The following is a 22,815-nucleotide window of genomic DNA, read 5'->3' on the forward strand; positions in this document are numbered from 1 at the left end:
CAGACACCACCTCTTGCTAATGAAAGACGTGTCATGCGCAAGCCAATAACCTACCTGTCGGCACTTCTGCTCGCGGTGGGCTTCCATGCCGCCACGACGGCGCAGGCCTCGGCGGCAGGCCCCAACTGGGGCGAGCTTTACACGCCGGTGGGTCCTGGCACCTGGTACCCCGCCAAGTGCGCCACGCCGAAGGGCAACAGCACCGCCAACGGAACCATCGTCACCTTGTGGACATGTACGGGGGACGAACTGCAGAAGTGGGATCACGACGGCTACCAGATCGTTCACAAGGCGAGTGGAAAGTGCCTGACCCCGCAGGGCGACGCATACAGCACCAATGGCGCGGTACTCACCCTGTGGCCGTGCGAGAACAGCGGCACCAACCGAAGCCAGCAGTTCTGGTCGAGTGACTGGTCCATGCATACCAACTACTCCGACAAGTGCCTCACTAATAAGGGGGGTTCGGCGGGCAACGGCACATACCTCACGCTCTGGACCTGTGCCTCGGATTACCCGCCGGAGCAGCACTGGATGATGCGCTACTGACGCTGTCCCGGGTGGCGCTCCCAGCGGCGACCCACGGTCCTCCGAAATCGAACCCGCCGACGTCAGATCTGCTGGCGGGCCCGATCCAGGCTATGTGTGAGCGCTGGTGTGCCGTCAGGCCCGAGCCTCGCGCCCAGCCGGTGGGCCGTGGTCGGGAGGGCGGCCAGGTCCAGGGTCCATGCACCCGCCCAGAACCTTCGGCGATGCGGAGCAGGCTGGCTTGGACCGGCAGTCAGGCGTAGTGGCTGGCCACCGCGTCGCCGACGGCTTCGCCCTCCGCGTCGGTGAGTTCGGGGTAGGCGGCAGGCAGAGCCGCTCGGTGGCGGGCTTGGACAGGGCCGTGACGACGTCACGGTGCGGGATGCTATCGAAGGCGGGTTGCTGCGGCAGAAGGTAGGGATAGACGCGCTCGACTTCGATGCCACGGGCAGCGAGGTGCGCGGTGAGCGGCTCGGGGTCGGGGCACGTGATGGCGTACCTGTAGAACGCATGCCGGTACCCGTGCCGGGTGGCGGGGGCCCGGAGGGGGAGGCATGCGGAGCGGCGGTTGAAGTACTCGGCCACCTCGTTGCGCCGGGTGTCGGAGAACGGGGCTTTCTGGCCCCGCCAAGATTTCCGTGAAGCGGGCTGTGCCCCTGCGCGCCGGTAACCTGAACCGTTCCGGGTTCGGTGGGGACTCGATCATTTGAGAGGATCGAGTCATGGCACGTCCTTCCCAGTACCCGCTTGAGCTGCGCCGTCGTGCGGTGCGCATGGTCGCCGAGGTGCGGCCCGACTACGACACCGAGTGGGCAGCGATGAAAGCGGTCGCCGCGAAGCTCGGCATCGGCGCAACCGAGACGCTGCGCAAGTGGGTCCGCCAGGACGAGATCGATGCCGGCACCCGGCCGGGGACGACGACGGAGGAGTCCGCGCAGGTCAAGGCGATGAAGAAGGAGATCGCCGAGCTGAAGCGTGCCAACGAGATCCTGAAGGCCGCAGCGAGTTTCTTTGCGGCCGAGCTCGACCGGCCACACACACGCTCGTAGCATTCATCGACGAGCACCGGGACCGCTTCGGCGGAGTCGAGCCGATCTGCCGCGTTCTGACCGAGCACGACTGCAAGATCGCCCCGTCCACCTACTACGCCCACCACAAACGCCTGACGGCACCCTCGTCCCGCACTCTCCGGGACACCGAACTGAAGATCCTGATCCAGGAGGCATACGACGCCAACTACCGTGTCTACGGCGCGAGGAAGATCTGGCGGCACATGAACCGCCAAGGCCAAACCGTGGCCCGCTGCACCGTCGAACGCCTCATGCGCGAGCTCGGTATCACCGGCGCCGTCTGCGGCAAGAGAGTGATCACTACGATCCCGGACCCCTGCGCACCCAGGGCGCAGGACTTGGTCGACCGCGATTTCGTCGCCAGCGCGCCGAACCGCTGCTGGGTCGCCGACTTCACCCACGTCGCCACGTTCTCCAGCGTCGTCTACGTCGCCTTCGTCGTGGACACCTTCTCCCGCCGCATCGTCGGCTGGCCCGCCTCGGCCGCGAAGCAGACCCGGCTCGTCCTGGACGCCCTGGACATGGGACTGTGGCAATGCGACCGCGACCAACACCCGCCCCTTCCAGGTGAGTTGGTGCATCACTCGGACGCAGGATCGCAAGGCGGATTCAACTGGTCGTCGCAACACCTTGTGATCAGCGAGGTGTTGGATGGTTCGTCGTCAGCAGGCAGCCGATCGAGCGGTGCGCCCGAAGTTGAGGTCCCCGGGGCATCCGAAGTATCAGCGTCACGTCGAAGCGGCTTTCTGGGTCGAGATCGCCAAGGGTCCTCTCCCGGAGGAAGCGGCCGGGGTTATCGGCGTGGCGCCGGCGGTGGCCACGCGCTGGTATCGACAGTGTGGCGGCATGCGACCGTTCGATCCGAAGCCGCATTCCGGCAGGTACCTGTCGTTCTCCGAGCGGGAGGAGATCGCCCTCCTAAAAGCTCAGGGCAAGGGCGTTCGCGAAATCGCTCGGTACGTCGGCCGTGATCCGGGGACGATTTCCCGTGAGCTGCGGCGCAACGCGGCTACCAGAGGCGGGAAGCTCGATTACCGGGCATCGGTCGCGCAGTGGAAATCGGACATGGCCGCACGCCGCCCCAAAACGGCAAAGCTGGTCACCAATCCGCGGTTGCACGCATACGTTTAGGAGCGGCTGTCGGGACAGATCAGCGCGCCCGGCGGCACGGCGATCGCAGGGCCGGCGACGGGTGAGTGGACGGGGCGGAACAAGCCGCACCGCAAGGACCGCGCGTGGGTGCAGGCATGGAGCCCGGAGCAGATCGCGAACCGGATCACGCTTGATTTCCCGGATGATGAGTCCATGCGCATCAGCCACGAGGCGATCTACCAGGCGCTCTACATTCAGGGCCGCGGGGCGCTCAAGCGGGAGCTCATCCTGTGTCTGCGCACGGGCCGCGCGCTGCGCTCCCCGCGTGCTCGTTCGCGGCGCAAGACCTGGGCGCACGTGACGCCCGAAGCGTTGATCAGCGAACGGCCCGCCGAGGTCGAGGACCGTACCGTTCCCGGCCACTGGGAAGGGGACTTGATCATCGGGCTTGAGCGTTCCGCGATCGGCACCGTCGTCGAGCGCTCAACTCGATTCACGATGCTGATTCACCTGCCGCGCGAGGAAGGCTACCGGCACAAACACACGGTCAAGAATGGCCCTGCGCTGGCCGGTTACGGGGCGATCACGATGAAAAACGCACTCGCCAATACGATGTCGACGCTGCCCGAACAGCTGGCACGGTCGCTGACATGGGATCGAGGCAAGGAGATGTCTGCGCACGCGCAATTCAAAGTCGAGACCGGTATTCCCGTGTTCTTCGCCGATCCTCACAGTCCATGGCAGCGCGGCACGAACGAGAACACCAACGGGCTCCTTCGTCAGTACTTTCCGAAGGGAACCGATCTCTCACGATGGTCCGCCGAGGAAGTTGCGGCCGTCGCCCACACCCTCAACAGCAGACCCCGCAAGACGCTCGGCTGGAAGACACCGGCCGAAGCGTTCAACGAACAGCTACTGTTGCTCCAACAGACCGGTGTTGCAACAACCGGTTGAATCCGGTCAATATACGTCTTTCATGCTGGCCGAGCACCTGGAGAAGGCCGGCATCGCCGCATCGATCGGATCGGTCGGCGATGCGTACGACGACGCGCTGATGGAGTCCACGATCGGCCTCTTCAAGACCGAGGTGATCAAGCCGCAGCGGCCCTGGCGATCCCTCGCCCAGGTTGAGCTGGCCACCGCCGAATGGGCCGACTGGTACAACCACACCCGGCTCCACGGTGAGATAGGGCACATTCCGCCCGCCGAATACGAAGCCAACCACTACCGAGCAACCACGAAACCCCAGGTCACAACCAACATTTGAGACCTCTACCGAACCCGGAACGGTTCACCGCATCTGGATGCGGTGCAGGTGGAGCGGGTTTGGTTGGCGGGTGGCGTGGTCCGTATCGCTGCTCGTACCGGTGAGTTGGTGGTGGCGTGTCCTGACCGCAGTCGCGGGTCAGCGCGGGTGCACAGCCGGTACTCGCGCACGCTGGCCGACGTCGCTGCCGGTGAGCGTCCGGTGCTGATCAGCCTGTCGGTGCGGGGGTTGTTCTGCGACAGTGCGGACTGCGGGCGACGGACGTTCGCCGAGCAGGTCGAGGGACTGACCGTGCGCTACCGGCGCCGCAGTCCGCTGCTCCAGCAACCTGTTGAGGGCGGCCGGAGTGTTACTGGCCCGCGTCTCAGCGCAGGAACAACCAACCCGTCACTGCCGTTGCCAGAGTCAGGGACACCCACGCCAAAATGCGTCGCCGTCTGATGTGTTCGCCGCGTTCCAATGCTGCCTCCACCAGGGCGGGTACATCAGCCGTAAAGGACTCAGCCGTAGCCCGCAGGGCGCCGGGAACCGGCTTGGTCACGCCGTCCACTTGGTTCACTTCCGTTGTCTCAACGTTTGCGCTTCACCCATGGTGCCGGTGAGAAATGGTCCCCGGACCATCCCACGCACCCCAGCGTCCTGGGCGGTCACGGGTGGGCGCAGCGGCCTCAAGATACCCAATATGCGGCGGCCATCGTCCCCCGCCGGGCGACAGCGCCTCGATGCGCCACCCCTCCCGACTCGTCGGGCTCAATACCACTGTCTACCTGCGGCAACAGCGTGACTCCCGTTCCGTTGTGGGCAGGTTGTGAGCATCCTCACGTGGCCGTTACATGTGGACATTGCGTGCTAACTTCCCGCTTGGAGCGGCAACGGGGGTTGGCTCTGCCGATGGCAGCTGTGTGACGGCCCCTGGCGCGGCAGCCACTTTTTCTTTCTCTTGCTTTTGGAGCACCTTCCTATGCCTACCTCCACCATGACCAGCCGTCGGCGTCTGCGCTCGGCTGTACTCGCCGGATGCCTCGCCGCCGCCACGCTCAGCGGTACGGGCATCGCTGCCGCCGAGGGCAACCCCACCATCCCCTACGACACCGACCACGACTCGTGGGAGTCGCCGCACAAGTGCGCCGACCAGTCGGAGGAGTTCCGCTTCCGCTTCTACTTCAACTCGAACTACGGCGGCTCCTGGGTCAACATCGGCCACAACCTCTCCGACCTCGCCTCGCTGTCCATCGGCGGCAGCGGCGGCGGCTACGTGGCACTGTCCTACTGCGACAAGGGCAAGGGCGCGGGCCAGCGAGTCGCGAACAACTCCGCCTCCGCCTACAACTGGTACCGCGGTTACTGCGCCACAGTGCACTACAACTCCGGCTACCGCGGCGCCACCGACCGGATCTACCCCAACAACGGCATGAACCTGTCGGCCACGTACAACAACAACAAGTCGATCAACTTCGACGCCTGCTGATCCAGGCGCCAGGAACCTCTCATGAGACAACGCCACCGCAGGGCTTCCTCAGCTCTCGCCGCCCTTACCGTGCTTCCCCTCGCCGGCTGCTCCGGCACCGACAGCGGCCCTGCGGTGGCCTCCGCACCACCCGACACACACCCCCGAACCAGCGCACACCAGCCTGCCTCGGACGACCCGGCGACCTGGGACCTGCCCCTGATGCGCTACCAACCTACCCCCGAGCAGGCCCGTACCATCCGCCAGGCACGGGAGACGCTGATCGAGCAGTGCGCCCGCCGCTACGGCATCACCCTCACTCCCGATCCCGAACTCCCGCCCCTGGGCCCGAAGAACCAGATGGACTGGCGCTACGGCATCCACGAGCGTGATCTGACCGAGCGCCGCGGATACCAGGTCGACGACAAACAGCAGGCACGCTACGACGCTGCCCTGCAGGCGCAGGCCAACCGCCCCCGACCGCCCCGCGACACACCCGTCGTCGTCGGCGGCACGAAGATTCCACCCGAGGCCCTCGCCACCACCAGCTCCGACGCCCAGGAGGGAATCGTCGCGGGCAAACCCGTACCCGACGGCGGCTGCAGCGGCGAAGCCAACCGCGCCCTTGGAACCTCGACACAAGGATTCGCGCCGCTGGTGGACCGCCTGATGAACGCCTCCTACCCGCAGTCCATGAAAGAACCAGACGTCAAAAACGTGTTCGCCCACTGGTCCACCTGCATGCGCACCCGCGGATTCAGCTACAGCGCACCGATGGACGCCAACGACGACCCCGCCTTCCGCGCCAGCCCCAGCGGCGTCTCGCGCCACGAAATCAACACCGCCCTCGCCGATCTCGACTGCCGCACCACGTACCGGGTCGCCGAAATCTGGCACGCCGCCGAGACACGGCTCCAGGAACAAGCGGTCGCCCGGAACGCTTCCGCTCTCGCCGCCGCGCGCCGCGACCTCGACCACACGCTGGCCGCGGCCCGAACAATCAAAGCTCCACCCCACTGAGCTGAACCACTCTGCCTGATCGTGTTCCCACGGTGTGATGTGCTGACTGACGGCAGCTCTCACGTCATGGTGTTCGGCTGCGCACCAGTTCGTCGATCCGAGAGGCTGGCCTGGGCAGAACTGCCGGGGTGGGGGAGCTGGACGGTGCGGTTGTCGAGGTGCTGGAGCCGTCGGAGAGTGCGGCGGAGAAGACAAGGGCCAGGACACAGCGATGCTGGTGCGACGGTGTATGGGAACCCCTCGCTGGGAGTGGAAGGTCTGACAGCTACCCCCACGGAGCTCCCTGCCGGCAGATGTCGGGGCAGGAGGGCGGGGTCAGTGGTCCAGATGGCGCGGACACTCCTTGTAGGAGGCGTGCCGCTCAGCTAGGAGGCCGTTGATCCGGTTGGACCAGGCTGCATCCAGGTGCAGGGCCTTGAGGAGTTCTCCCACCTGATCGTCACCTGGCGCTTCCACCTGGGATCCGATGCCGACCTCCACCTCGGAGCCTGCAGCCCCCAGAACAACCCGGAGTGGGAACCCACCGGCACGTTCGTGCACCGAAACCACAGGCGCCCCAACCGTATGGTGACCAGCTTTCCCCGGCTGCTCAAGGTCGAAGGACGAGACCTGCACGTCACGGACCTTGACGCCGTCTCGTCCATGGGGGACGACGCCAGCGACGCGCGGTCGGCGGGCCGGTGCGGCGTCATTCCCAGGCGTAGGCGTAGGCGTCGTACAGCCCGTGGGCGGCCAGGGCCGGGATCAGGGAGCGCTGCCACAGGGTGACGGCGGTGGCGGCCAGGGCGAAGAAGGCGGCGTGGGCGACGTTGGCGCTGCCGCCCATGGCGTGCCCGGCGGCGAACAGGACGGCCGACAGGCAGGTGGCGGCCCCGGTCAGCGGCCGGCGTACCCACCGCCGCCCCGCCCAGGCGCCGCGCTCGCGGGCGGATGCGAGGGCGAGCCAGAGCGCCAGCAGGGGTGCACGGTAGAAGAGTTTCTCCAAGGGGGCGGGGGCGAGGAGCCCGTAGCCGAGCCGGACGGGGAAGGAGGTCTGCGCCACGGCGAGGATGCGCGCGTCCTGGCCGGCGGGCACCGACGTCAGCGAGGGAACGCACGTCACCGCCTGCCCTGCCGCCCCCACCAGGACGGCGGTGGCCAGCCCCGCAGCCGCCCAGCGCAGCGCCTGGCGCCGCGAGGCGGGGCACAGCCCCAGGCCGTCGGTGAACCGCCTGACGGCGGCCCGCACCGGGATAATCCCCCAGCCGGCCCACAGGGCCAGGGCGGTGAAACCGGCCGCCCCGCCGAGGAAGACGGCAAAGCCGCGCGGACTCTCCCCGTCCCACGGCACGAAGCCCGGCACGAAGACGAACGCCTCCCGCAGCGCCTGCGCGGCCAGGACCGCGGCGAACCACAGGAGGAGCCACATCAGCAGATGGGCGACCTGCCCGGTGCGCGGGGTCCGGCGGCCTTGCGGGGCGTCGCTCAGCGGTGCCGTGCGGCGTATGTCCACGTGCTCTCCTCCCACCCGTGTGGTCCCAGTTTCGCCTGGGGAACGCGGGAGTGGGATGGATCTTCCTGGTTTCCGGCCGGGGCAGGGCACAGCGCGGGCTTGTACGGTTGCCCGTGCTGTTGATCTGCCTTTCGGGGCTGGACTGCTGGAGGATCCCGGCCAGCGGCCCTGCGGGGGCGGCCAGTTGGGGCCGCGCGAGGGTGGCCCGCAGCTCGGCGAGTGTCTGCGGCCCCTCGTGCGCCCCGGCCCGGCAGGCGCAGGCGCAGGCGTGGGGTGGCGTGCTCATCGTGGGTGCCTTCGGCCGTGGTGCCTGCGGCGTTTGCCGTACGCGGTCGCCGCAGGGCCCGGCAGCCCTCCCGCAACAGCTCCCGACTGCTCGGTCAGAGGCGGATGCCGGAGAGCTTGGACAGGCGCAGCAGCCTCGCGTTGCTGCGCTGGTGGAGCGACCCGAGGACGCGGAACACTTCACGGCCCATGGGGTGGATGCGGGCCATCTGGGGCGCGATGTCCCAGGCGAGGGTGAGGTTGGTCAGGGCGCCGTCGCGGTCTCCGATGTCGAGCTGGGCGCGGGCGGCGTTGATGTGGGTGGGGGCGACCCGGGTGGGCGGCATGCCCGCCATGGCCGTGGGAATGTCCTCGGTGAGCGCCAGCGCGTCGCGCGGCTTGCCCAGGTCGATGAGGGTCGCGAAGCGGTGGGCGAAAGTATTCTGCGGGCCGACGGTGAGCCCGTACGCCTCCAGCTCCCGGGGCATGCCCTGGGACGCGGCGAGCGCGGACCGGATGTGCCGCTCGGCCTCCCGCCTGGCCTCCCTCTTGTCCTTGAGCCGCCCGGCCAGCGTCATCCCCCGCAGGTTGAGGATGCCCATCGCGATGTCCCGGTCCGTCCCGGACAGCGACTGCTGGGCAGCACAGATCGCCCGGTCCACCACGGTCAGGCCCCGCTCGATGTCCCCGAAGTTGAGATAGGTCCCGGCCCGGTCGCGGGCCGCGACGGCGGAGCCGAGCGGGTTGGGCTGCTGCTCGGTTGCCCACCGCTGGCGGGTGACAGCGAGCTCGGCCATGTCCATCCACCGGTGCCTTGCCGCGATCCAGTAGACGATGCTGTACGTCTCCGCCAGCACCATCCACGCCTCGGGAGTGTTCTCCTGGTGGGCGTGGGCGGTGGCGTCCCGCAGCAGCTGCGGAAGCACGACCAGGAGCCGGGCGACGTCGACCCTCTTGCGGTACTCCTCAGCGGTGCACAGATCGGCGGACAGCTTGTCTTCGAGCACCGGGGCGCTGCCGGGAAGGTCGTAGTCGCGCAGCGCGGAGCGCAGCGCATCGAGGGAGCGCCGCTCCCCCCGCCGCACGAACGGCTTGCCCATCACCTCCGCCATGGAGATCCCCATGGCCTGGCCGACCGACGCGGCCACCACGGGCGTCAGGGCCCGGTCCCCGATTTCGATCTTGCTCAGCAGGGAGACGGAGACCAGGGCCTTGCGCGCCAACTTGGCCTGTGACCAGCCGCGTTCCTTGCGCAGTACCGCGACGTGCGCGCCCGGGGCCAGCTCCGTTGCAGCCTCATCAGGTTCAGTGCTCATGATCGTCTCTTCCGCGTGGGGACGGCCCGTGTACCCATGCCCGCAAGCCGTCTGCGTAACCGCACCACAAGTGTGCATACAGTGTGCAAGCCCCGCCCGCCGTACGGGCGTTGACTGTGGGAAGAGGTGCGCGGCCGTGTTGACGCGGGCGCGGGCCAGAGTCATCAGAAGGGGACGGCGAGACGGCGTGAAAAGCAGCCCGGAGTACGTGGTCGACACCGCGAACGGCGACCGGCTCGGGGTGGTGGAGGAGCGCTACGAGGGGAGCGTCTACCTGCGCCCGCCCGGCGGCGGAGCACCGTGGGCGACGTCGCCGGATGCCCTGCGGTGTCTGACCCGGCACGAGATGATGACGGCCCGGGGTACGGAACACCCCGGGGCGGGGGAGGAACTGAGGATGTGGGCGTGGTCGGTGGGGGCACTGCCCACCGGGAGGGAGCACGGCTCGGTGTCCGTCAGCGAACTCGACCCGGCGCCCGGCGCGGAGCCGGGCGGCGCCGGGGCATGCGACCTGTGCGCGGCGTGGCGGGCGGAGCGGGAGGTGGCCCGCCACGCGCGCGAGCACCGCCGGGTGCGGCGGGCCACGGGCGAGCTCGTCCGCCATCCCGACCACCGGACCTGGCCCGGGGGGCAGGCGGTGCGGTGAGCGCGCGGCGCATCCTGCGCGGGGTGCTCTACCGGCTGGGGCGGCACCCGGACAGCGAAGTGACCCTCACCGCCCGCTGCATCTCCGGCGACGGCTGCCGCTGGCTGCTGGACGCCACCGCGGACCTGGAGGCGGGGGGCGCCGCGCTCATCGAGCACACCGCCGCAACCGGCCACGCCCTGTTCGCCCGCAGCGTGGAGGACGTGGCCCTGGTGGTGCGTCACCACCAGGAGCAGCGTGCGGCCGGCCCCCGGCCGAAGCCGGAGCCGGGGCCGGGGCCGGAGCCCGCCGAGGAACACTCGCGCACGGCGTGGGCGCCGTGGTGAGCCGGTTCGTTGTGATCGGCCCGGGCGGCCATGACCTCGGCTCCTGCCGCCGGATCACCCGCGATGCGTGGTCCGGCCGGATCCTGGCCCTGCGCTGCCCCGGCTGCCACCAGCGTGCGTGGGTGGACAGCCGCCACCAGATCGCCGCCCACCAGAGGGGCCCCGGGGCCGGGGACGTCTGCGGCCTGTCCGGCCTCCACGTCGTCGACACCGCCCACCCCTAGACCCCCCGGCCCCGGTCCGGTCCACCCCCGGGTGGTCCCATCCCGGACCAAGAAGGGTCCGGGGCACCACCCCGTTCCGGCGCACACGAGGTCCGTTCCGCCGGAACGGGGCCACGGCCCGCCCCGGTGCGCCCCCTACCGGGCGCCGGGGGCGGGGGAGTTCGGCACTGCGCAACATCCGTGTGTTGACACCCGACGAAGGAGGACCACGATGGGCAGGGACGAAGTGAACGGCTACGACGTGGCGGGCGAGGAGATCATCAGCGCCCCCGAGCCGGAGCCGGAGAGCGATGAGAACGGCGACGGAGATGACCAGCAGCAGGAGCACTCCTGGTTCGGGCGACGGGAGCGCCCGCGCCACGGCCCGAAGGTTCCTGAAGCGCGATCTTCCGGAGAACTCCGAACTGTCGTGGCTGTGCACGGTCCACCGGGACTCGGACGCCATGCGGCTGGTCCTGCGCACGGGCTACACGTGCCTGCACTGCCAGCGCGAACGCGCCCGCGCCTGACCCCGTGCCGCCGACCGGATCCCCTCCCGGCGGCACGGCTCCCGGCCCCGGCCGGCGCTCCCTTCCGAGTGCCGGCCGGGGCCCTCGTACGCGGGGGCGGTGCGCCCTCCCGTCGGGGCGGGCTCACACGGCCGGGCTAGGATGCGGGCATCCTGCGCCGGAATGGAGCGCGTGGGAAAGGCCCCGGTCCCCGCGTGACGGCGGGGCGCAGTACGGCCGGGGCCGCACCCGCGTTCCCCTCCGCCTCGATGTCCCGCGGTGTGCGCTGCCGTGCGCCTTTGTCCCGGGTGGTGGGGCGGGGGTGGGGGATGGGCACTTGCCGGTATGGATCTTGAGCTTGCTGGGTGGCGGGCGTTGAAGGCTGCCGGGCCCTGCCCGTCCTGGTGCGGCATCGACCATGCTCTGGACGACCCCAGGGACGACGTCTACGTACACACGTCCGGGCCGCTGACGGTGACGATGGCGCCGCTGGTCAACGGTGATGCGGTCCGGTTCCTGTTCAGCACGGACCAGCAGGAGGAGTTCCTGGCTCGCGAGACGCCGGGAGCGGCCTGGCGACGCTCGACGAGGCGGTGGTGGGGGCGGTGGTGCGCCAGGCGGTCCGCGACATCCGCACCACCCCCGCCCACACGCCGCCACAGCTCCTGGCCGGTGGCCCGTCGGCCGATCTGGAGACGGCCGCGCTGTACCCCGCCATCGACCAGGTCGCCGCCGACGCACGTGTGATGGGGCAGCTGATGCTGGAATTCGCTCGCCTTACCCCTCCGACACCGAGGCCGTCGGCGTCCTGGCGCTGCTGTGCGAGGAGATCGGCGAACCTCAGTGAGGCGACCGGGTCCGGCTGATGTCAGTGGTGTCTGACAGGCTGAAAAGGCGGACCGGACGTGAGGTCTGTCTGCGTGCAAAAACCGGATGATCAGGATGAGTTGGCGCGAGTACCGTAAATCGCGGAAACAACTGTGTGCGTGAAGCGAGGCGAACATGCAGGGACCAGTGGTTGGCGCCGCCTATGGGTCAAGTCTTGCCGAGTTCGCTCGGCACCTCGATCCCAGGGTTCGTACGGCGCTGGGGCTGGACGACGCTTTCGTCACCGGCATGGAGCTTCTGGTGTCCGTCTGCCGCGTCTTGACCGACTCCGAGAGCTCGCTTCCCTGGCAGGACCGGCTGGAGAGCGTCATGGAGTCGATGGGGCTGCAGCAGGTGGAGACGGGTTTCGCAGCCATAGCCAGCGAGGTCCAAACGCCGGAAGGTGCGAAGAACTGGCTCAAGGCCTTCCAGAAGGTGAACTATCTGCTCTTTGCATGCCGACTGCTCGGAGCCGCGGAGTACCGCCGCTACTTCGACGCGGTACGAGAGGACCAAGCAGTCGTTGCCTTGGCGGCCCGGCGTGCGCTCCGAGCGCTCATGCCCTTCGCCGTGGCATGGAGCGACGCGGTCGGCAGCATGTCGAAAGGCCAGCTCAAGGCCGTATCAAACAAGGCAGTCCTTTCTCTCGACCTGGTACGGGGCATCGCCTTCGCCGACAAGGCCCTCGGTGAGAAGCTCCTGAGCAATCTGCCGATGGAGCTCACGGCTGCGACGCGCCAGGACCTCACCGGCTGGGAGCCCGACGACCTCACGGAGATCGTCACCAGCCTCCGCGCCCGAGTGGCTGAAGCCTCCGCCGAGCGGCTGGAGCGCGAGAACTCGCAGCTCGTCAGGAAGATCAGAGGTGCCCGAGACGCGCTGAAGTACTCCGAGGACGGCGTCTCCCAGGCAGCCAACTCCCTGATCGAGCTCATCGACCGGATCATGCGGGAAGCGGTCCCCCCGAAGCACGTCCTGGAGTGGATTGCGGACAACCTCCCCGGCGAACCAGGGCTCACCTTCATCAACAAGGACGGAAACGAGGCACCGACGAAGCGGGGGGAAGCCCTGTGCTTCATCTACAGCGGCGGCCCCGTGGCCCGCGAAGCCAACGAGTACGACGACGGCGTCGGCCCGGCCCTCATCCAGGACGTCCTCGCACGCATCTTCGTCGGGACACGCGACCAGCTTCAGAGGCTCAAGCACAGCGACGCAGGCACACAGGAGGAACGAGAGCAACTCCTCGGACTGTTCACGGCCCTGGAAGGCGCGCTGCTTCTGGGACTCTCTATCCGGCGCTTCCCTCCTCTGGCGGAGCCAGCCGCGCCTGCGGCGTAACAGCGTGGACACCCGGCACGCGGACGTGAAGTACCGCCGGGCCGCGTCCTGCCTGCCGCCCGGGCCCCGGTCATAGACGGTGGGCCCAGGGCGGCAGCGGTGCCCCTGCGCCGGGGTAGGGGGCTCAGCGGTTGCGTGCGCTGAGGTAGGCGGTGATCCGCTCGGTGTCGTGGTGCATCAGCGCGGCGAGCTGTGCGCAGGTCCCGGGCGGTACGCGACGTGCTCCCAGGGGGGAAGCCCCCCATTGCCCGTACGGCACCGTCTCGGGTGCTGCACTTGCTCGTGTATTAGGCCATTTGGGATTTGATTGTCAGTGGTGGTCTTTACGGTCATCTCGTGCATCCCGGGCGCTGGGCTCGGGGTGGGGTGAGGTAAGGAGCTGGACGTCATGACCGCGACGATCGAGGCAGAGAAGGCACTGTCGGCCCTCCCGGGCAGAGAAGAAGGGGACCTGGATGTCCTGTGCCGGTGGCTGCCTTCCTGGGCAGTCGGCCACGGGATGCGGCTACTGGAGAATCTGCCCCAGGGCAACGCACCGATCTGGTGGGCGCCCGACGCCATGGGCCTGGAGGAGTTCTGCACGCTGGCTCACCGGCTGGGTGTCTGCCTCCTCTACATGAACGCCGAGCCGTTCGACGCGGACACCTTCGACGTCGGCGCCGGCTGCGCCGAACTCCTCGACGCCGCCGACCGCAAGCGCCTGGCCCTGCTCAAGACCCGAGCCGCCCGGGAGCAGGGACGCTGCCAGGAACTCGCGGTGCGCTTCATGAGCGGCGGCATCATCCACGCGTGGACCATGGAAGCCCTGTGGCACGACGAACTCGGCACCGAACTGGTGGAACTGGAGGAGAAGTACGAGGACGAACTCGAGGCCGCGGCCGACCCGGAGGATCCGCCCGCCACCCCGGAAGAGGTCGACCGGATCGCCGGGCTGCTGCACGCGCTGCCCGCCTTCCGCGAGGCGGCCAGGAACACCGAGCGGGAACGGATCACCCTGCGCGAACACCCCGGCCTGCGCTCGTGCCGCCACCATGGCCTGAGCCGCCTTGGCTACGAGGCCGTGAACGAGGCGGCCTTGCGGGTCAGTGACGCGGCCAAAGTCGCCTACGCCGACTTCGCCGCACGGGTGCCCGAACTCGTCGACGAGATCCTCAAGGCAGGCGTGCTGAGCAGCGCGGCCAACGCGCCCTCCCGCAAAGCTGCCCTGCGCGTGTACCTCCAGGAGCGGTCCGGCGGGTACCCGCCCACCAAGGACTTCGTCGAACTCATCGCAGGCGAGCCGTTGCTGAAGAGCGCGTACAGGAAGCCGCAGTTGCCCACTGCGCCGGATCTGTGGAGCTAGCAGCCCGCAATGTCCGCGACCGCCGCGCCCTGTACGTACGGCACGGTCCTCTGACCCGTCACCGCGGCGGGCGCGGCGCCGCCGGGGGGCTTGCTCTGGGCCGTGGTGTTGCCCGGGAGTGGGCGGGTACGCATCGTCACTGGTTCGGACGCGAGTGCTCTGCCACCGCCTGGCCTGAGTGGCTGGGACGCGGCGGGCGGCAGGCCGTCCTGGCGTGGCACCGGCGAGAACTCAGGCCGGAGCGGCCGTCTTCTCCTGCTGCTTGGCCTTCACCAGAGCGGCGAGGGGGGACCGCCGGCCCTTTGCGATGTTGCGCAGCTGCTCCCAGTCGACTTCGGGGTGGGCGGGGATGACCGCGTCGACGGACGCCGTGGTGTAGAGCGCGACGTCGACGGCCCCGGCCCGGCTGGTGCCGAAGCGGACCTCGATCGACTGCGGGGAGCGGACCCAGCCGAGCCGGACCATGTGGTCGAAGTCGGCACGGCGTACCCGGAGCCGGGCGGCGGCTTGCTCCGGCCCCAGCGGGGTGTCGGCGGCGACCAGGTCCGCCAGGTCCTCATGGCGGCAGACCTTCGCGACCTGGCCGGGGTGGTGCAGCGTCCCGTCCGGGTTCGCGCTCAGGTCGACCAGCAGGCCGCGGTCGACGAACCGCCGCACCACGAAGGCCGTGACGTTCGTCTTCTCGCCGATCACGTTCGGGGTGCCGAGCGCGTCGGCGATCCGGTCCGCCGCTGCGCCGCCGGGGATCGGCGCGCAGGGCATGGCGGCCCGGACAGCGTCGGCATCCAGTGCCTCGACAGCGGCTCGGGACCACTGCCAGGAGGAGGCGTCGGGGGCAGGGATGAGCCCGGTGTGCCGGGCCCACCGGAAGGCGGTTGCGGGCACCTTCAGGCGCTTGGCGGCCTGGCCCGCGTCGTACTCGGTTCGTCGCATGAGATCACCTCTCGATCGTTCGCCGGAAGCGGCGGACAGAACATGACAGAACACCTAAGGAACTTCAATACCTCCTGGAAATAGGCAAGTTGGGCGTGCGCCGCTAGGACTGCGCCCGCGTACGCGAAGGAAAATCACCCGCCCGGGTGCCACCGCAGAACGGACCGGACCTGAGCACGCAGAAGCCCCCGGCCGCCCACTGGTGCAGAGCGGGCCTCCGGGGGCTTCTCGGCGGTCGCCCAGCAACGACGGGGGCGGTGCCGGGCGAGTTCAGGGCGCTGACGAGCCGGCGGGTGCGTCGGACGCCGCGCGTCGTCCTTGGCCTTGGTCTCCTGGAGCCGGTCCAGGCGCTCATACAGGGACTGGGCATCCGGGCACGGTGCTTGACGCCGACCAAGGTGTTGCGCCGGGCTCGGTGAGGCGGCGGTCGGTCTCGCCCAGCACGATGCGGGCGAGTTCGAGGCGGGGATCGTCCGGGGGCAGCTTGCTCATGTGCTGGCGTACGTTGTCGGCGACGGAGTGCCCGGCCCCGGTGAGCAGCAGCCCCACCTGCTCGTAGTCGTCGGGCGGCAGCGCGGCCGGGTCGGTCCACGACAGCACCGCCCGCAGCAGCCGCTCATGCAGATGCAGCCGCATGTCCCCGGCCAACTCCCCCGGCTGAGCCCGGTCGGCACGGGCGGATTCGTTGCAACGTTTGCCTGGACCGTGACGCCGATGGGGAGAGTGCAGCCTTTTTGATCAGGAGTGATCAGAAAAGGGGCAGTAGCGAAGGCTTTCTGTCCCTTGTTCATCCTGGGGGCTCCGCGCCCGTAACTGATGTACCAGCGCACCACACGCGAATCTTCGTAGAGCGGGAGCAGTTGCATGACGACGCCCTGGGAATGGGCCGGGAACCTCTCGGCCGCTGTGAGCGCGGTCCACGCGCTGGGTGCCCTCTGGCGCCAGCCCTGGGCTGTGACCTGGCGCCGCGGGGTTGGTACCCGGGAGCACGGCCGGGTTGTGGAAGTCCCGTCCGGGCCCGGACGCCCGCCGACCGTATCTATCACCGTCCACGTGCCCGCCGACTCCTTGTGCACGATCCGGGTGGTCACCGGGTCCGGCCGTCGTGGCCGGGGGGATGGCCGGTGAGTGACGCCTCTTCTCCGCACGAGGGCCAAGTCAGGGCTCCCGGCGGGCTCAGGCAGGAGCTGGAGGACGTCCACCCGCAGTTCATGGAGCGGGTGGTGCCCAGGCTTCGGGGCAAGTTCCCCGACATGACGGTCGTGCAGTGCCAGGACGCGGGCCAGGCCGCCTACGTCAAGATCCTCAAGAAGGAGCAGGCAGGCACACTGCGCGCGCCGGAGAACTTGATGAGTCTCCTGCTCCTGGCCGCTGAGCGGTGCGCGATTGACGAGTGGCGCAAGACCGGCCGCTACGAGGTGCTCGCGACGGCACAGGAACTGGAGCCGTGGGTGGAGAGCTGCCGCCCGGACGACGGCCCACGGCTGCGCCTGGACGACGAAGTGCTTCCCGTTCTGGAGGCGATGCGCCCGACGCAGCGCCTCCAGGTCGGGAAGCTCCACCTCGCCGGGTACGGCAACCAGGAGATCGCTGAAGAACTCGACATATCCACGGCCGTGGTGGCCACGCAGCTCTGCCGGTTCCGCAAGGAACTGCAGGACGGCGTGGACAAAAGGAAACAGCAGCAGTGTGGCGATGAGATGGGACGTGAGTGATGTGAGCAGGCATGACGGCGACCACGGCGGAGTGCGGGTGTCGGCCGCTCCAGCCGGGTTCACCGCGACGCCGGCCACCGATGAACAGCTGCGGGACTTCTGGGACCGCCCCGCGGGAAACTGGGGGTCGGCCGATGCGACCCCGCCCGCAGAGGAAGAGGCGTGGTGGGAGGAGCGAGCGCAGGCCAACGCCCTCTACATCCTTGGCAGCCAAGCCCTGCGCCGCGGGGAGCTGAAGCAGGCCGCGCACTGGCTCGGACGGGCTGCTGATCACGAGCATCCCGGAGCCCTGTTCCGGCTGGCTGTGATCGCCTGCCGGATGCTGGGCGGCCCCGGCACGGCCCGCGCGGTCTTCCTCGTCTCGGAAGCGGCCCGCTGCGGGCATGGTGATGCCCGCTACCTGATGCGCCGCCGCCTCGGCCTGTCCGCGGGCAAGGAGCGGCCTGGAGCGCAGGACCCGGAGTTCTGCGACGAACTCGCCGACACTTTCGGACCGGGCACGCCAGCGCTGTGGAGTCCACACGCCCTGAGGGCTCCCTCGCTCACCGACACCTTTCAGCAGGAACCACAGGAAGCCCGGTGGACGAGGCGCTGGGACTCGGTGCAGCGCGTCCTTGAAGTCCTCGACCTGGTCGGTGACGCCGGACGGTCGGTCAGCGTGGAAGACCTGCGCCGCAGGACCAGCCTGCCCCGTGCCGTCATCGAGCGGCTCCTGGTCTGGCTGTGCGGGAAGGGTCTCCTCACCACCGTCAGGGACGGCGGCTACACCCCGGGCCCTGTTCTGCAGGTGCTTGCCCAGGAGGCTTCGGTCGGCCAAGGCATGGGCAACCCCCGTCTGGGGGGAGAGCCTGCTGCCGGCCAGACGATCCGGAAGCTGCTGGCAGGACTGCGCGACGCTGTGGGAGCTGCTGTCTACGTCGGCACCTACAGCGAAGGGGAGATCCGCATTGACCAGTGCGCCGACTCGCCCACCGCCCCGAAAGTCACTGAGTGGGTCGACTTCCGGGCCTCAGGTCATGCCAGCGCAGTGGGCAAGAGCCTGCTCCAGCAACTCGACTTCGAACAGCGGATGGATCACCTGAGCCGTCACCGTCCCGCCCGGCTGACATCCCGCACCATCACGAACCACAGCGATCTCTTCCACGCCCTTGACGGGCATGGTCCCCACGCGGCGCAGTTCGACCTGCTGGAGTACTCCACCGCCGAGGTCTGCGTCGCAGTCCCCCTTGGGGTCGGTGGTGAAGCGGGCTGTGTCGCGTTGTCGCTGCCCGTCGCCCAAGGCCACCGGCTTCTCGAAGCAGCACGCATTCTCAGCAGCCGCTCGGCCAGCCTCCTGATTTCCCTGCTGCTGACCGCGAATCCGCCCCGCCTCGAAACCGGCCGACAGGGCACTGCCCCGCACCTTCACCACAACCGCGATGTCCCTGCCGGCATCCCGGCCGGGGCTGACGCAGCCAGCCAAGGGATTACGCCTTCGACACATGAGCCCCCGCACACGGAAAGCCAGGCAGAGGCTGCCGACCGCACCGGCTGGCGGGATCCGCTGCACACCCCCATACCGCCAGCGCCTCCCGCCGACGCGCACAGGGCCGACAGGTGGAGCGAGTTCGAAGACCTGTTTGCTCTCGACTTCAACCAGCCCGATGTTGACCTTCCCGACACGCCCGAAGCACTGAACCGGCAGCACGTGTACCGGGCAGGAATAGCAATCGGTTGACCATTCTCTCCGAGGTGGGTTGACGGCGACGTCGTCAACCCACCCCGGAAGAGGGACCTGTGCGTGAGTTGGCAGCAAAATTGGAGGTTCTCCCTCTACGAGGCCCTGGCGGCATGGCACGAACGCCGCTCGCCGCCGTCTCAGCGCCACGCCGCGTGAGACCCAGATCGGCCCAGGCTCCTCCGGTTGTCCCGGGTCGGGCCCGTGTCCCTACTCGGTGCCAGGTTCTCTCGGCTGACCTGGGCGAGGCATGGTCGCCTGGAGAAGCACATGACGAAGACCGGTTCCAACGCCCAGAAGCGGATCCGCGTACACGCGGCGGCCAAGGGCATCACCACCCACACTTCACCCTTCGGCCTCGACGTCCTGGCCGTCGCCCTCAGCCGCAGCGCCCGGCCGGTCCTGGCCCGGTACCCGCCAGTGTGCCGGTGCTCCCTTGAGGAGCCGTTTGCGCTCGGCCTCATCGAACGCCCGCGCCCTCTCTACGGGGGCCGGGCACGTCCGTGCCGGGATCAGCCGGCGCCCCGGTGTACTGGCGCCGTACCGGCGGAAGCCCGCTGCGGCCCGACTCGCTGCGCACCCACGCGGCTTCGGTTTGCTCGTGGTGTCACCAGCGCATGCCGAGTGCGTCGAGGTCGGTGCGGCGTTGGTTGGTGAGTTTGTCGGCGCGTCGTCGGGTGTTGTCGAGGAACATGCCGAGCTTGACGTCCACGGGGCCGTCAGCGCCCGTTTGAGCGCCTGCCGGGCGGTTGTCGGTGTCTGGTCGCTTCAGTCGTTCGACGTGTTTTCTGGGTACGTTCAGGTGTCCTTCGCGGGCGTGGAACGCCCGTGCTGCCCGTAGGTTGAGTGCCCATTTGTCGTCGCGGGTGGCCGCATTGACGGTCCGCTCGTCGGGCTCGTCCTCGGCGGGGGGTTCGAGGCCGAGGGCGTTGTGGAGCAGGTACTGCTGGGCGGGCTGGAGGCTGTCCCATCCTGTGCGTTGCGCGGTGATCCAGCGTCCGAGGTCTTCGCCTTGGACTATGACCTGTCCGGCCGTCGTGGGCAGGGTGCCGTCGGCCTGGAGGTGGAGCTGGGTAAGGCGGAAGGCCCGTTGCCATCCGACCGGCCACACGGGGCACCAGCCAGGGTCGATGTCCTCCAGCGCTTTCCACCGCTCGGCGGTCATGGATCCGGCCAGCCACACGCTCTGCCCGTCTTCCCCGCGCGCGAGGTTGTCCAGGCACTGGCGGCCCACCGCGCGCATGTTCTTCGCCCAGGTCCCGATGGGGTGTCCGTTCCATACGGCGGTGGCGGGTGGCAGGAAGTGTCCGTGCTGCTGTGCCCAGGCGCGTGCGACGGTGATGCCTTCTTCGAAGGCGAGGTCCTGGTGGTTCCACACCATCCCCAGCGCGTCCAGCTGCTCGGTCCGGTGTTTGGAGAGTTCCCCGGCGTTGTAGTACTTGCGCTGGTCGGCCAGCCATACCCCCAGCGGGAATCCGGCATGCGGCCAGTGGTCGGGTGCCACGAAGTCGTAGGGCACCTTCAAGACCATCCCCGGGTTCTCCTGACCCCACCGGGCTGCCGCTTCGAATCCGCGCAGCCAGTACTCCTTCTCCGGCTCCAGCACCCGCAGCGACACGAACCGAGCCAGCACAGCCGGATCCCGGGGCGTGGAGAACTCCAGCAGGTTCGCCGCCCGCTCACTCACCCGCGGCCCCGCCCCCTCACCGGCCGCGCCCCCAGCACCGTCATCGAGGAGCTCCTCGTCCAGGTCCAGGTCCTCGTCGTCCTCGTGCCAATTCCCGCTGCGCACACGGGGATCGGCGAGTGCTTCGATGACCTCCGTGTCGTGCGCGCGGAGCGCTTGGAGGATCTTCGCGAGGATCCCGAACGAGTCCGAGGCCAGCATGTCGCCCGGCTCCTCACCCTCTTTCAGGAAAACCGGCACGATAAGAGAAGCAACTTTCGGATCGCCGGGATTCATGCGCAAGGCGCGGCCGACCATCTGCACGATGTCGACCATCGACCCCCGCGCATCACAAAAAGCAACGGAATCACACGCCGGAACATCAACCCCCTCACCCAGTACACGGACGGAACTCAACAACCGCAAAACAGCCGGTTCAGGCTGGCTTTTGTCATCGAATTCGATAACGTCCGAACCGAACTCCTCCAACACCGCGCGCCGCCGGCCGGGAGCATGTTCGCCATACAGCCAGTCCGCCCACACCCGCCGCGCCGACGGGAACCGGCCTGGGTCCTCCTCGTGCAGCTGCGACGCCACCTCCAAGGCGCCGCCGGCCATGGCTTCGGCTTCCTCGACCCGCGAGTGGAAAGTGAGCACCTTCCGCAGCCGCTTCTCGGCCGCCGCGGTCATCACCCCGGTCTGCAGCGCCGTGAGCCTGGCCCCGCGCACTACGTCGGAGCCGGCGGAGTCGGTCACCAAAGCCTGTTGGAGGCCGGGGTCGCGGATGTCCAGGCAGATCACCCGGTAAGGCGCGACCAGCCCACGCCGGATGCACTCGGACAGGGTGATCTTGTAGGCGACGGGCCCGAAGATCTCTGAGCCTTCGGCGTCCATGCTGGCCACCAGCTGCCCTGCATCGCGGCCAGCGTCGGAGGCTTCCCAGATCCGCGGTGTGGCCGTCATGTACAGCCGCCGGGCGGCAGGGATACGGGCCTGGTCGTGGATCGATGCCCAGGGCTTGCCCGCGTCCCCGCTGGTGCGGTGTGCTTCGTCGATCACCACCAGGTCCCAGGGCTCAAGCCCGGCCGCATGCGCGGCCTCCAGCTTTCCCTGCCCCAGCGAGGCATATGTGGCGAACACCGTCACCGGCCCGTCCAGGCCCTCCAGCCATGACACCAGCTCCCCAGGGTCGGTCGTGCACGGCACTCCCCGTGACTCTTCTGCCCGCAGTCGGCACACCCCGACCATCGCCCCGCCCCGGCCGCCGGCCCGCCACGCGCCAGCCATCTGCAGCAGGAGATCCCGCGTCGGCACCAGTACCAACACCCGCCGCGCCGCGAGCTTCTGTGCGGCCGCGACCCCGATCAGGGTTTTGCCCGACCCGGTCGCTGCGATGACCTGACACCGAAGTCCCTGCACCGGAATGCCGCCGGGCGGAATTTGAAAGGCCCTCAGAACTCCGTCGACCGCCTCCACCTGATGCGGCCACAGTGTCATTTCCGGCATTGAACTCTCCCTTCCTGCGAGTTCGGTACAGTCTTGTTCGGTGTTTACTGGCGGTGCCGGGTGAGGTCTAAATTCATCTGGGCGTTGAATTGACGCACGGTGGGTGGTCGGTGTTGTGCAGGTTCTGATGGGGCGACGGTCCGGCGGTCCTGGCGGTTGTCCTTCAGCCCATAAGCTATCGGGTCTGAAGTTGTGACGCACACGGGTTGGTGGAAGTGTCCTGAAGTGGTTGTCTGCGCTATGATGGTGTGGCACGCTGACCACATGAGACCAGTTGTGATCGGTTTCTTCCGGCCCCACCCTTCGGCGTGACGCCACGTCACCACCCGGGCCACCTCCCTTGTAGCCAGCTGTTTTGGGCACGCGCGGAGCGCGTGCCTGGGGTTTGAGTCGCCGTCAGGCGGCTCGTCCGGGCCACGGAGTGGACCGGATTCCCGGGACGAAGTCCCGGATAACCGTGCGGAGCACGGTTTATGGCATCGGCACGGAGTGCCGATAATCCCCGGGCGTAGCCCGGGGTACCGCCGCGTAGCGGCGGCGCGTCGTGTCTGCGG

18 protein-coding genes and 3 pseudogenes are annotated in these 22,815 nt (G+C 68.7%); 16 read left to right on the top strand and 5 right to left on the bottom strand.

Features of this window, described 5'->3' with window-relative positions; all coding sequences use genetic code 11:
• Positions 1-33 precede the first annotated feature (33 nt).
• The 8 genes and pseudogenes from AB5J87_RS39580 to AB5J87_RS39615 all read left to right on the top strand — a co-directional run.
• Positions 34-546 carry an RICIN domain-containing protein gene (locus AB5J87_RS39580; RefSeq protein ID WP_369384169.1) on the top strand — a complete coding sequence of 171 codons (513 nt, stop codon included), beginning with the start codon at positions 34-36 and terminating at the stop codon, positions 544-546.
• Positions 547-1,247: 701 nt separating this feature from the next.
• The gene (locus AB5J87_RS39585; RefSeq protein ID WP_369384171.1) at positions 1,248-1,574 is read left to right on the top strand and encodes a transposase; all 327 of its coding nucleotides are present in this window, start codon (positions 1,248-1,250) and stop codon (positions 1,572-1,574) included.
• A gap of 5 nt (positions 1,575-1,579) precedes the next feature.
• Entirely contained in the window at positions 1,580-2,566 is a 987-nt protein-coding gene (locus tag AB5J87_RS39590; protein ID WP_369384200.1) for an IS3 family transposase, read from the top strand.
• Positions 2,481-3,641 (top strand): annotated as a pseudogene (locus tag AB5J87_RS39595) (IS30 family transposase). The gene AB5J87_RS39590 and the pseudogene AB5J87_RS39595 overlap by 86 nt, the downstream one beginning before the upstream one ends.
• A 31-nt stretch (positions 3,642-3,672) precedes the next feature.
• Positions 3,673-3,954: pseudogene (locus AB5J87_RS39600) on the top strand (integrase core domain-containing protein); the annotation flags it as partial.
• A gap of 961 nt (positions 3,955-4,915) precedes the next feature.
• Positions 4,916-5,422 carry a hypothetical protein gene (locus AB5J87_RS39605; protein ID WP_369384172.1) on the top strand — a complete coding sequence of 169 codons (507 nt, stop codon included), beginning with the start codon at positions 4,916-4,918 and terminating at the stop codon, positions 5,420-5,422.
• Positions 5,423-5,623: 201 nt separating this feature from the next.
• The gene (locus tag AB5J87_RS39610; protein ID WP_369384173.1) at positions 5,624-6,421 is read left to right on the top strand and encodes a hypothetical protein; all 798 of its coding nucleotides are present in this window, start codon (positions 5,624-5,626) and stop codon (positions 6,419-6,421) included.
• A 405-nt stretch (positions 6,422-6,826) separates the two neighbouring features.
• A pseudogene (locus AB5J87_RS39615) lies at positions 6,827-7,057 on the top strand (TrmO family methyltransferase); the annotation flags it as partial.
• Positions 7,058-7,109: 52 nt separating this feature from the next.
• Here AB5J87_RS39615 and AB5J87_RS39620 read toward each other — a convergent pair.
• Positions 7,110-7,913, bottom strand: a complete 804-nt coding sequence (locus AB5J87_RS39620; protein ID WP_369384175.1) for a CPBP family glutamic-type intramembrane protease — start codon at positions 7,911-7,913, stop codon at positions 7,110-7,112.
• A 380-nt stretch (positions 7,914-8,293) separates the two neighbouring features.
• The gene (locus AB5J87_RS39625) at positions 8,294-9,493 is read right to left on the bottom strand and encodes a helix-turn-helix domain-containing protein (protein ID WP_369384176.1); all 1,200 of its coding nucleotides are present in this window, start codon (positions 9,491-9,493) and stop codon (positions 8,294-8,296) included.
• 187 nt (positions 9,494-9,680) lie between these two features.
• On the opposite strand from AB5J87_RS39625, the gene AB5J87_RS39630 reads away from it, so the two are divergent.
• The 6 genes from AB5J87_RS39630 to AB5J87_RS39655 all read left to right on the top strand — a co-directional run bounded on the left by AB5J87_RS39630 (position 9,681) and on the right by AB5J87_RS39655 (position 14,724).
• Positions 9,681-10,139, top strand: a complete 459-nt coding sequence (locus tag AB5J87_RS39630) for a hypothetical protein (protein WP_369384177.1) — start codon at positions 9,681-9,683, stop codon at positions 10,137-10,139.
• Positions 10,136-10,465 carry a hypothetical protein gene (locus AB5J87_RS39635; RefSeq protein WP_369384178.1) on the top strand — a complete coding sequence of 110 codons (330 nt, stop codon included), beginning with the start codon at positions 10,136-10,138 and terminating at the stop codon, positions 10,463-10,465. The genes AB5J87_RS39630 and AB5J87_RS39635 overlap by 4 nt, the downstream gene beginning before the upstream one ends.
• Positions 10,462-10,689 carry a hypothetical protein gene (locus AB5J87_RS39640; protein ID WP_369384179.1) on the top strand — a complete coding sequence of 76 codons (228 nt, stop codon included), beginning with the start codon at positions 10,462-10,464 and terminating at the stop codon, positions 10,687-10,689. The genes AB5J87_RS39635 and AB5J87_RS39640 overlap by 4 nt, the downstream gene beginning before the upstream one ends.
• A gap of 308 nt (positions 10,690-10,997) precedes the next feature.
• A complete protein-coding gene (locus AB5J87_RS39645; RefSeq protein WP_369384180.1) occupies positions 10,998-11,198 on the top strand; it encodes a hypothetical protein in 201 nt (66 codons plus the stop codon).
• 1,095 nt (positions 11,199-12,293) lie between these two features.
• On the top strand, positions 12,294-13,382 hold the full coding sequence (locus AB5J87_RS39650) for a hypothetical protein (protein ID WP_369384181.1): 1,089 nt from the start codon (positions 12,294-12,296) through the stop codon (positions 13,380-13,382).
• Between the two features lie 388 nt (positions 13,383-13,770).
• On the top strand, positions 13,771-14,724 hold the full coding sequence (locus tag AB5J87_RS39655) for a hypothetical protein (RefSeq protein WP_369384182.1): 954 nt from the start codon (positions 13,771-13,773) through the stop codon (positions 14,722-14,724).
• Positions 14,725-14,955: 231 nt separating this feature from the next.
• Here the strand turns inward: AB5J87_RS39655 and AB5J87_RS39660 are convergent, their stop codons facing one another.
• Positions 14,956-15,657, bottom strand: a complete 702-nt coding sequence (locus AB5J87_RS39660; protein WP_369384183.1) for a hypothetical protein — start codon at positions 15,655-15,657, stop codon at positions 14,956-14,958.
• A 351-nt stretch (positions 15,658-16,008) separates the two neighbouring features.
• Positions 16,009-16,293, bottom strand: coding sequence for a DUF6415 family natural product biosynthesis protein (locus AB5J87_RS39665; RefSeq protein ID WP_369384184.1), 285 nt, complete (start codon positions 16,291-16,293; stop codon positions 16,009-16,011).
• Positions 16,294-16,781: 488 nt separating this feature from the next.
• Between AB5J87_RS39665 and AB5J87_RS39670 the strand changes: the two genes are divergently transcribed.
• Entirely contained in the window at positions 16,782-17,372 is a 591-nt protein-coding gene (locus tag AB5J87_RS39670; protein ID WP_369384185.1) for an RNA polymerase sigma factor, read from the top strand.
• Positions 17,365-19,089, top strand: a complete 1,725-nt coding sequence (locus AB5J87_RS39675) for an IclR family transcriptional regulator C-terminal domain-containing protein (protein ID WP_369384186.1) — start codon at positions 17,365-17,367, stop codon at positions 19,087-19,089. The genes AB5J87_RS39670 and AB5J87_RS39675 overlap by 8 nt, the downstream gene beginning before the upstream one ends.
• A 607-nt stretch (positions 19,090-19,696) precedes the next feature.
• Here AB5J87_RS39675 and AB5J87_RS39680 read toward each other — a convergent pair.
• Positions 19,697-22,261 (bottom strand): Helicase associated domain protein, encoded by a 2,565-nt coding sequence (locus AB5J87_RS39680; protein WP_369384187.1) that lies wholly within the window; start codon positions 22,259-22,261, stop codon positions 19,697-19,699.
• Positions 22,262-22,815: the final 554 nt, after the last annotated feature.

Source organism: Streptomyces sp. cg36 (assembly GCF_041080675.1).
Classification (GTDB): Bacteria; Actinomycetota; Actinomycetes; order Streptomycetales; family Streptomycetaceae; genus Streptomyces.

Bases quoted from the DNA above. Each gene is read 5' to 3' on its own strand.
- AB5J87_RS39585 (WP_369384171.1), top strand. From the start codon at position 1,248: ATGGCACGTCCTTCCCAGTACCCGCTTGAGCTGCGCCGTCGTGCGGTG.
- AB5J87_RS39650 (WP_369384181.1), top strand. From the start codon at position 12,294: ATGGAGCTTCTGGTGTCCGTCTGCCGCGTCTTGACCGACTCCGAGAGC.
- AB5J87_RS39625 (WP_369384176.1), bottom strand. From the start codon at position 9,493: ATGAGCACTGAACCTGATGAGGCTGCAACGGAGCTGGCCCCGGGCGCG.
- AB5J87_RS39660 (WP_369384183.1), bottom strand. From the start codon at position 15,657: ATGCGACGAACCGAGTACGACGCGGGCCAGGCCGCCAAGCGCCTGAAG.
- AB5J87_RS39610 (WP_369384173.1), top strand. From the start codon at position 5,624: ATGCGCTACCAACCTACCCCCGAGCAGGCCCGTACCATCCGCCAGGCA.
- AB5J87_RS39655 (WP_369384182.1), top strand. From the start codon at position 13,771: ATGACCGCGACGATCGAGGCAGAGAAGGCACTGTCGGCCCTCCCGGGC.
- AB5J87_RS39665 (WP_369384184.1), bottom strand. From the start codon at position 16,293: ATGCGGCTGCATCTGCATGAGCGGCTGCTGCGGGCGGTGCTGTCGTGG.
- AB5J87_RS39645 (WP_369384180.1), top strand. From the start codon at position 10,998: ATGACCAGCAGCAGGAGCACTCCTGGTTCGGGCGACGGGAGCGCCCGC.
- AB5J87_RS39605 (WP_369384172.1), top strand. From the start codon at position 4,916: ATGCCTACCTCCACCATGACCAGCCGTCGGCGTCTGCGCTCGGCTGTA.
- AB5J87_RS39580 (WP_369384169.1), top strand. From the start codon at position 34: ATGCGCAAGCCAATAACCTACCTGTCGGCACTTCTGCTCGCGGTGGGC.
- AB5J87_RS39680 (WP_369384187.1), bottom strand. From the start codon at position 22,261: ATGCCGGAAATGACACTGTGGCCGCATCAGGTGGAGGCGGTCGACGGA.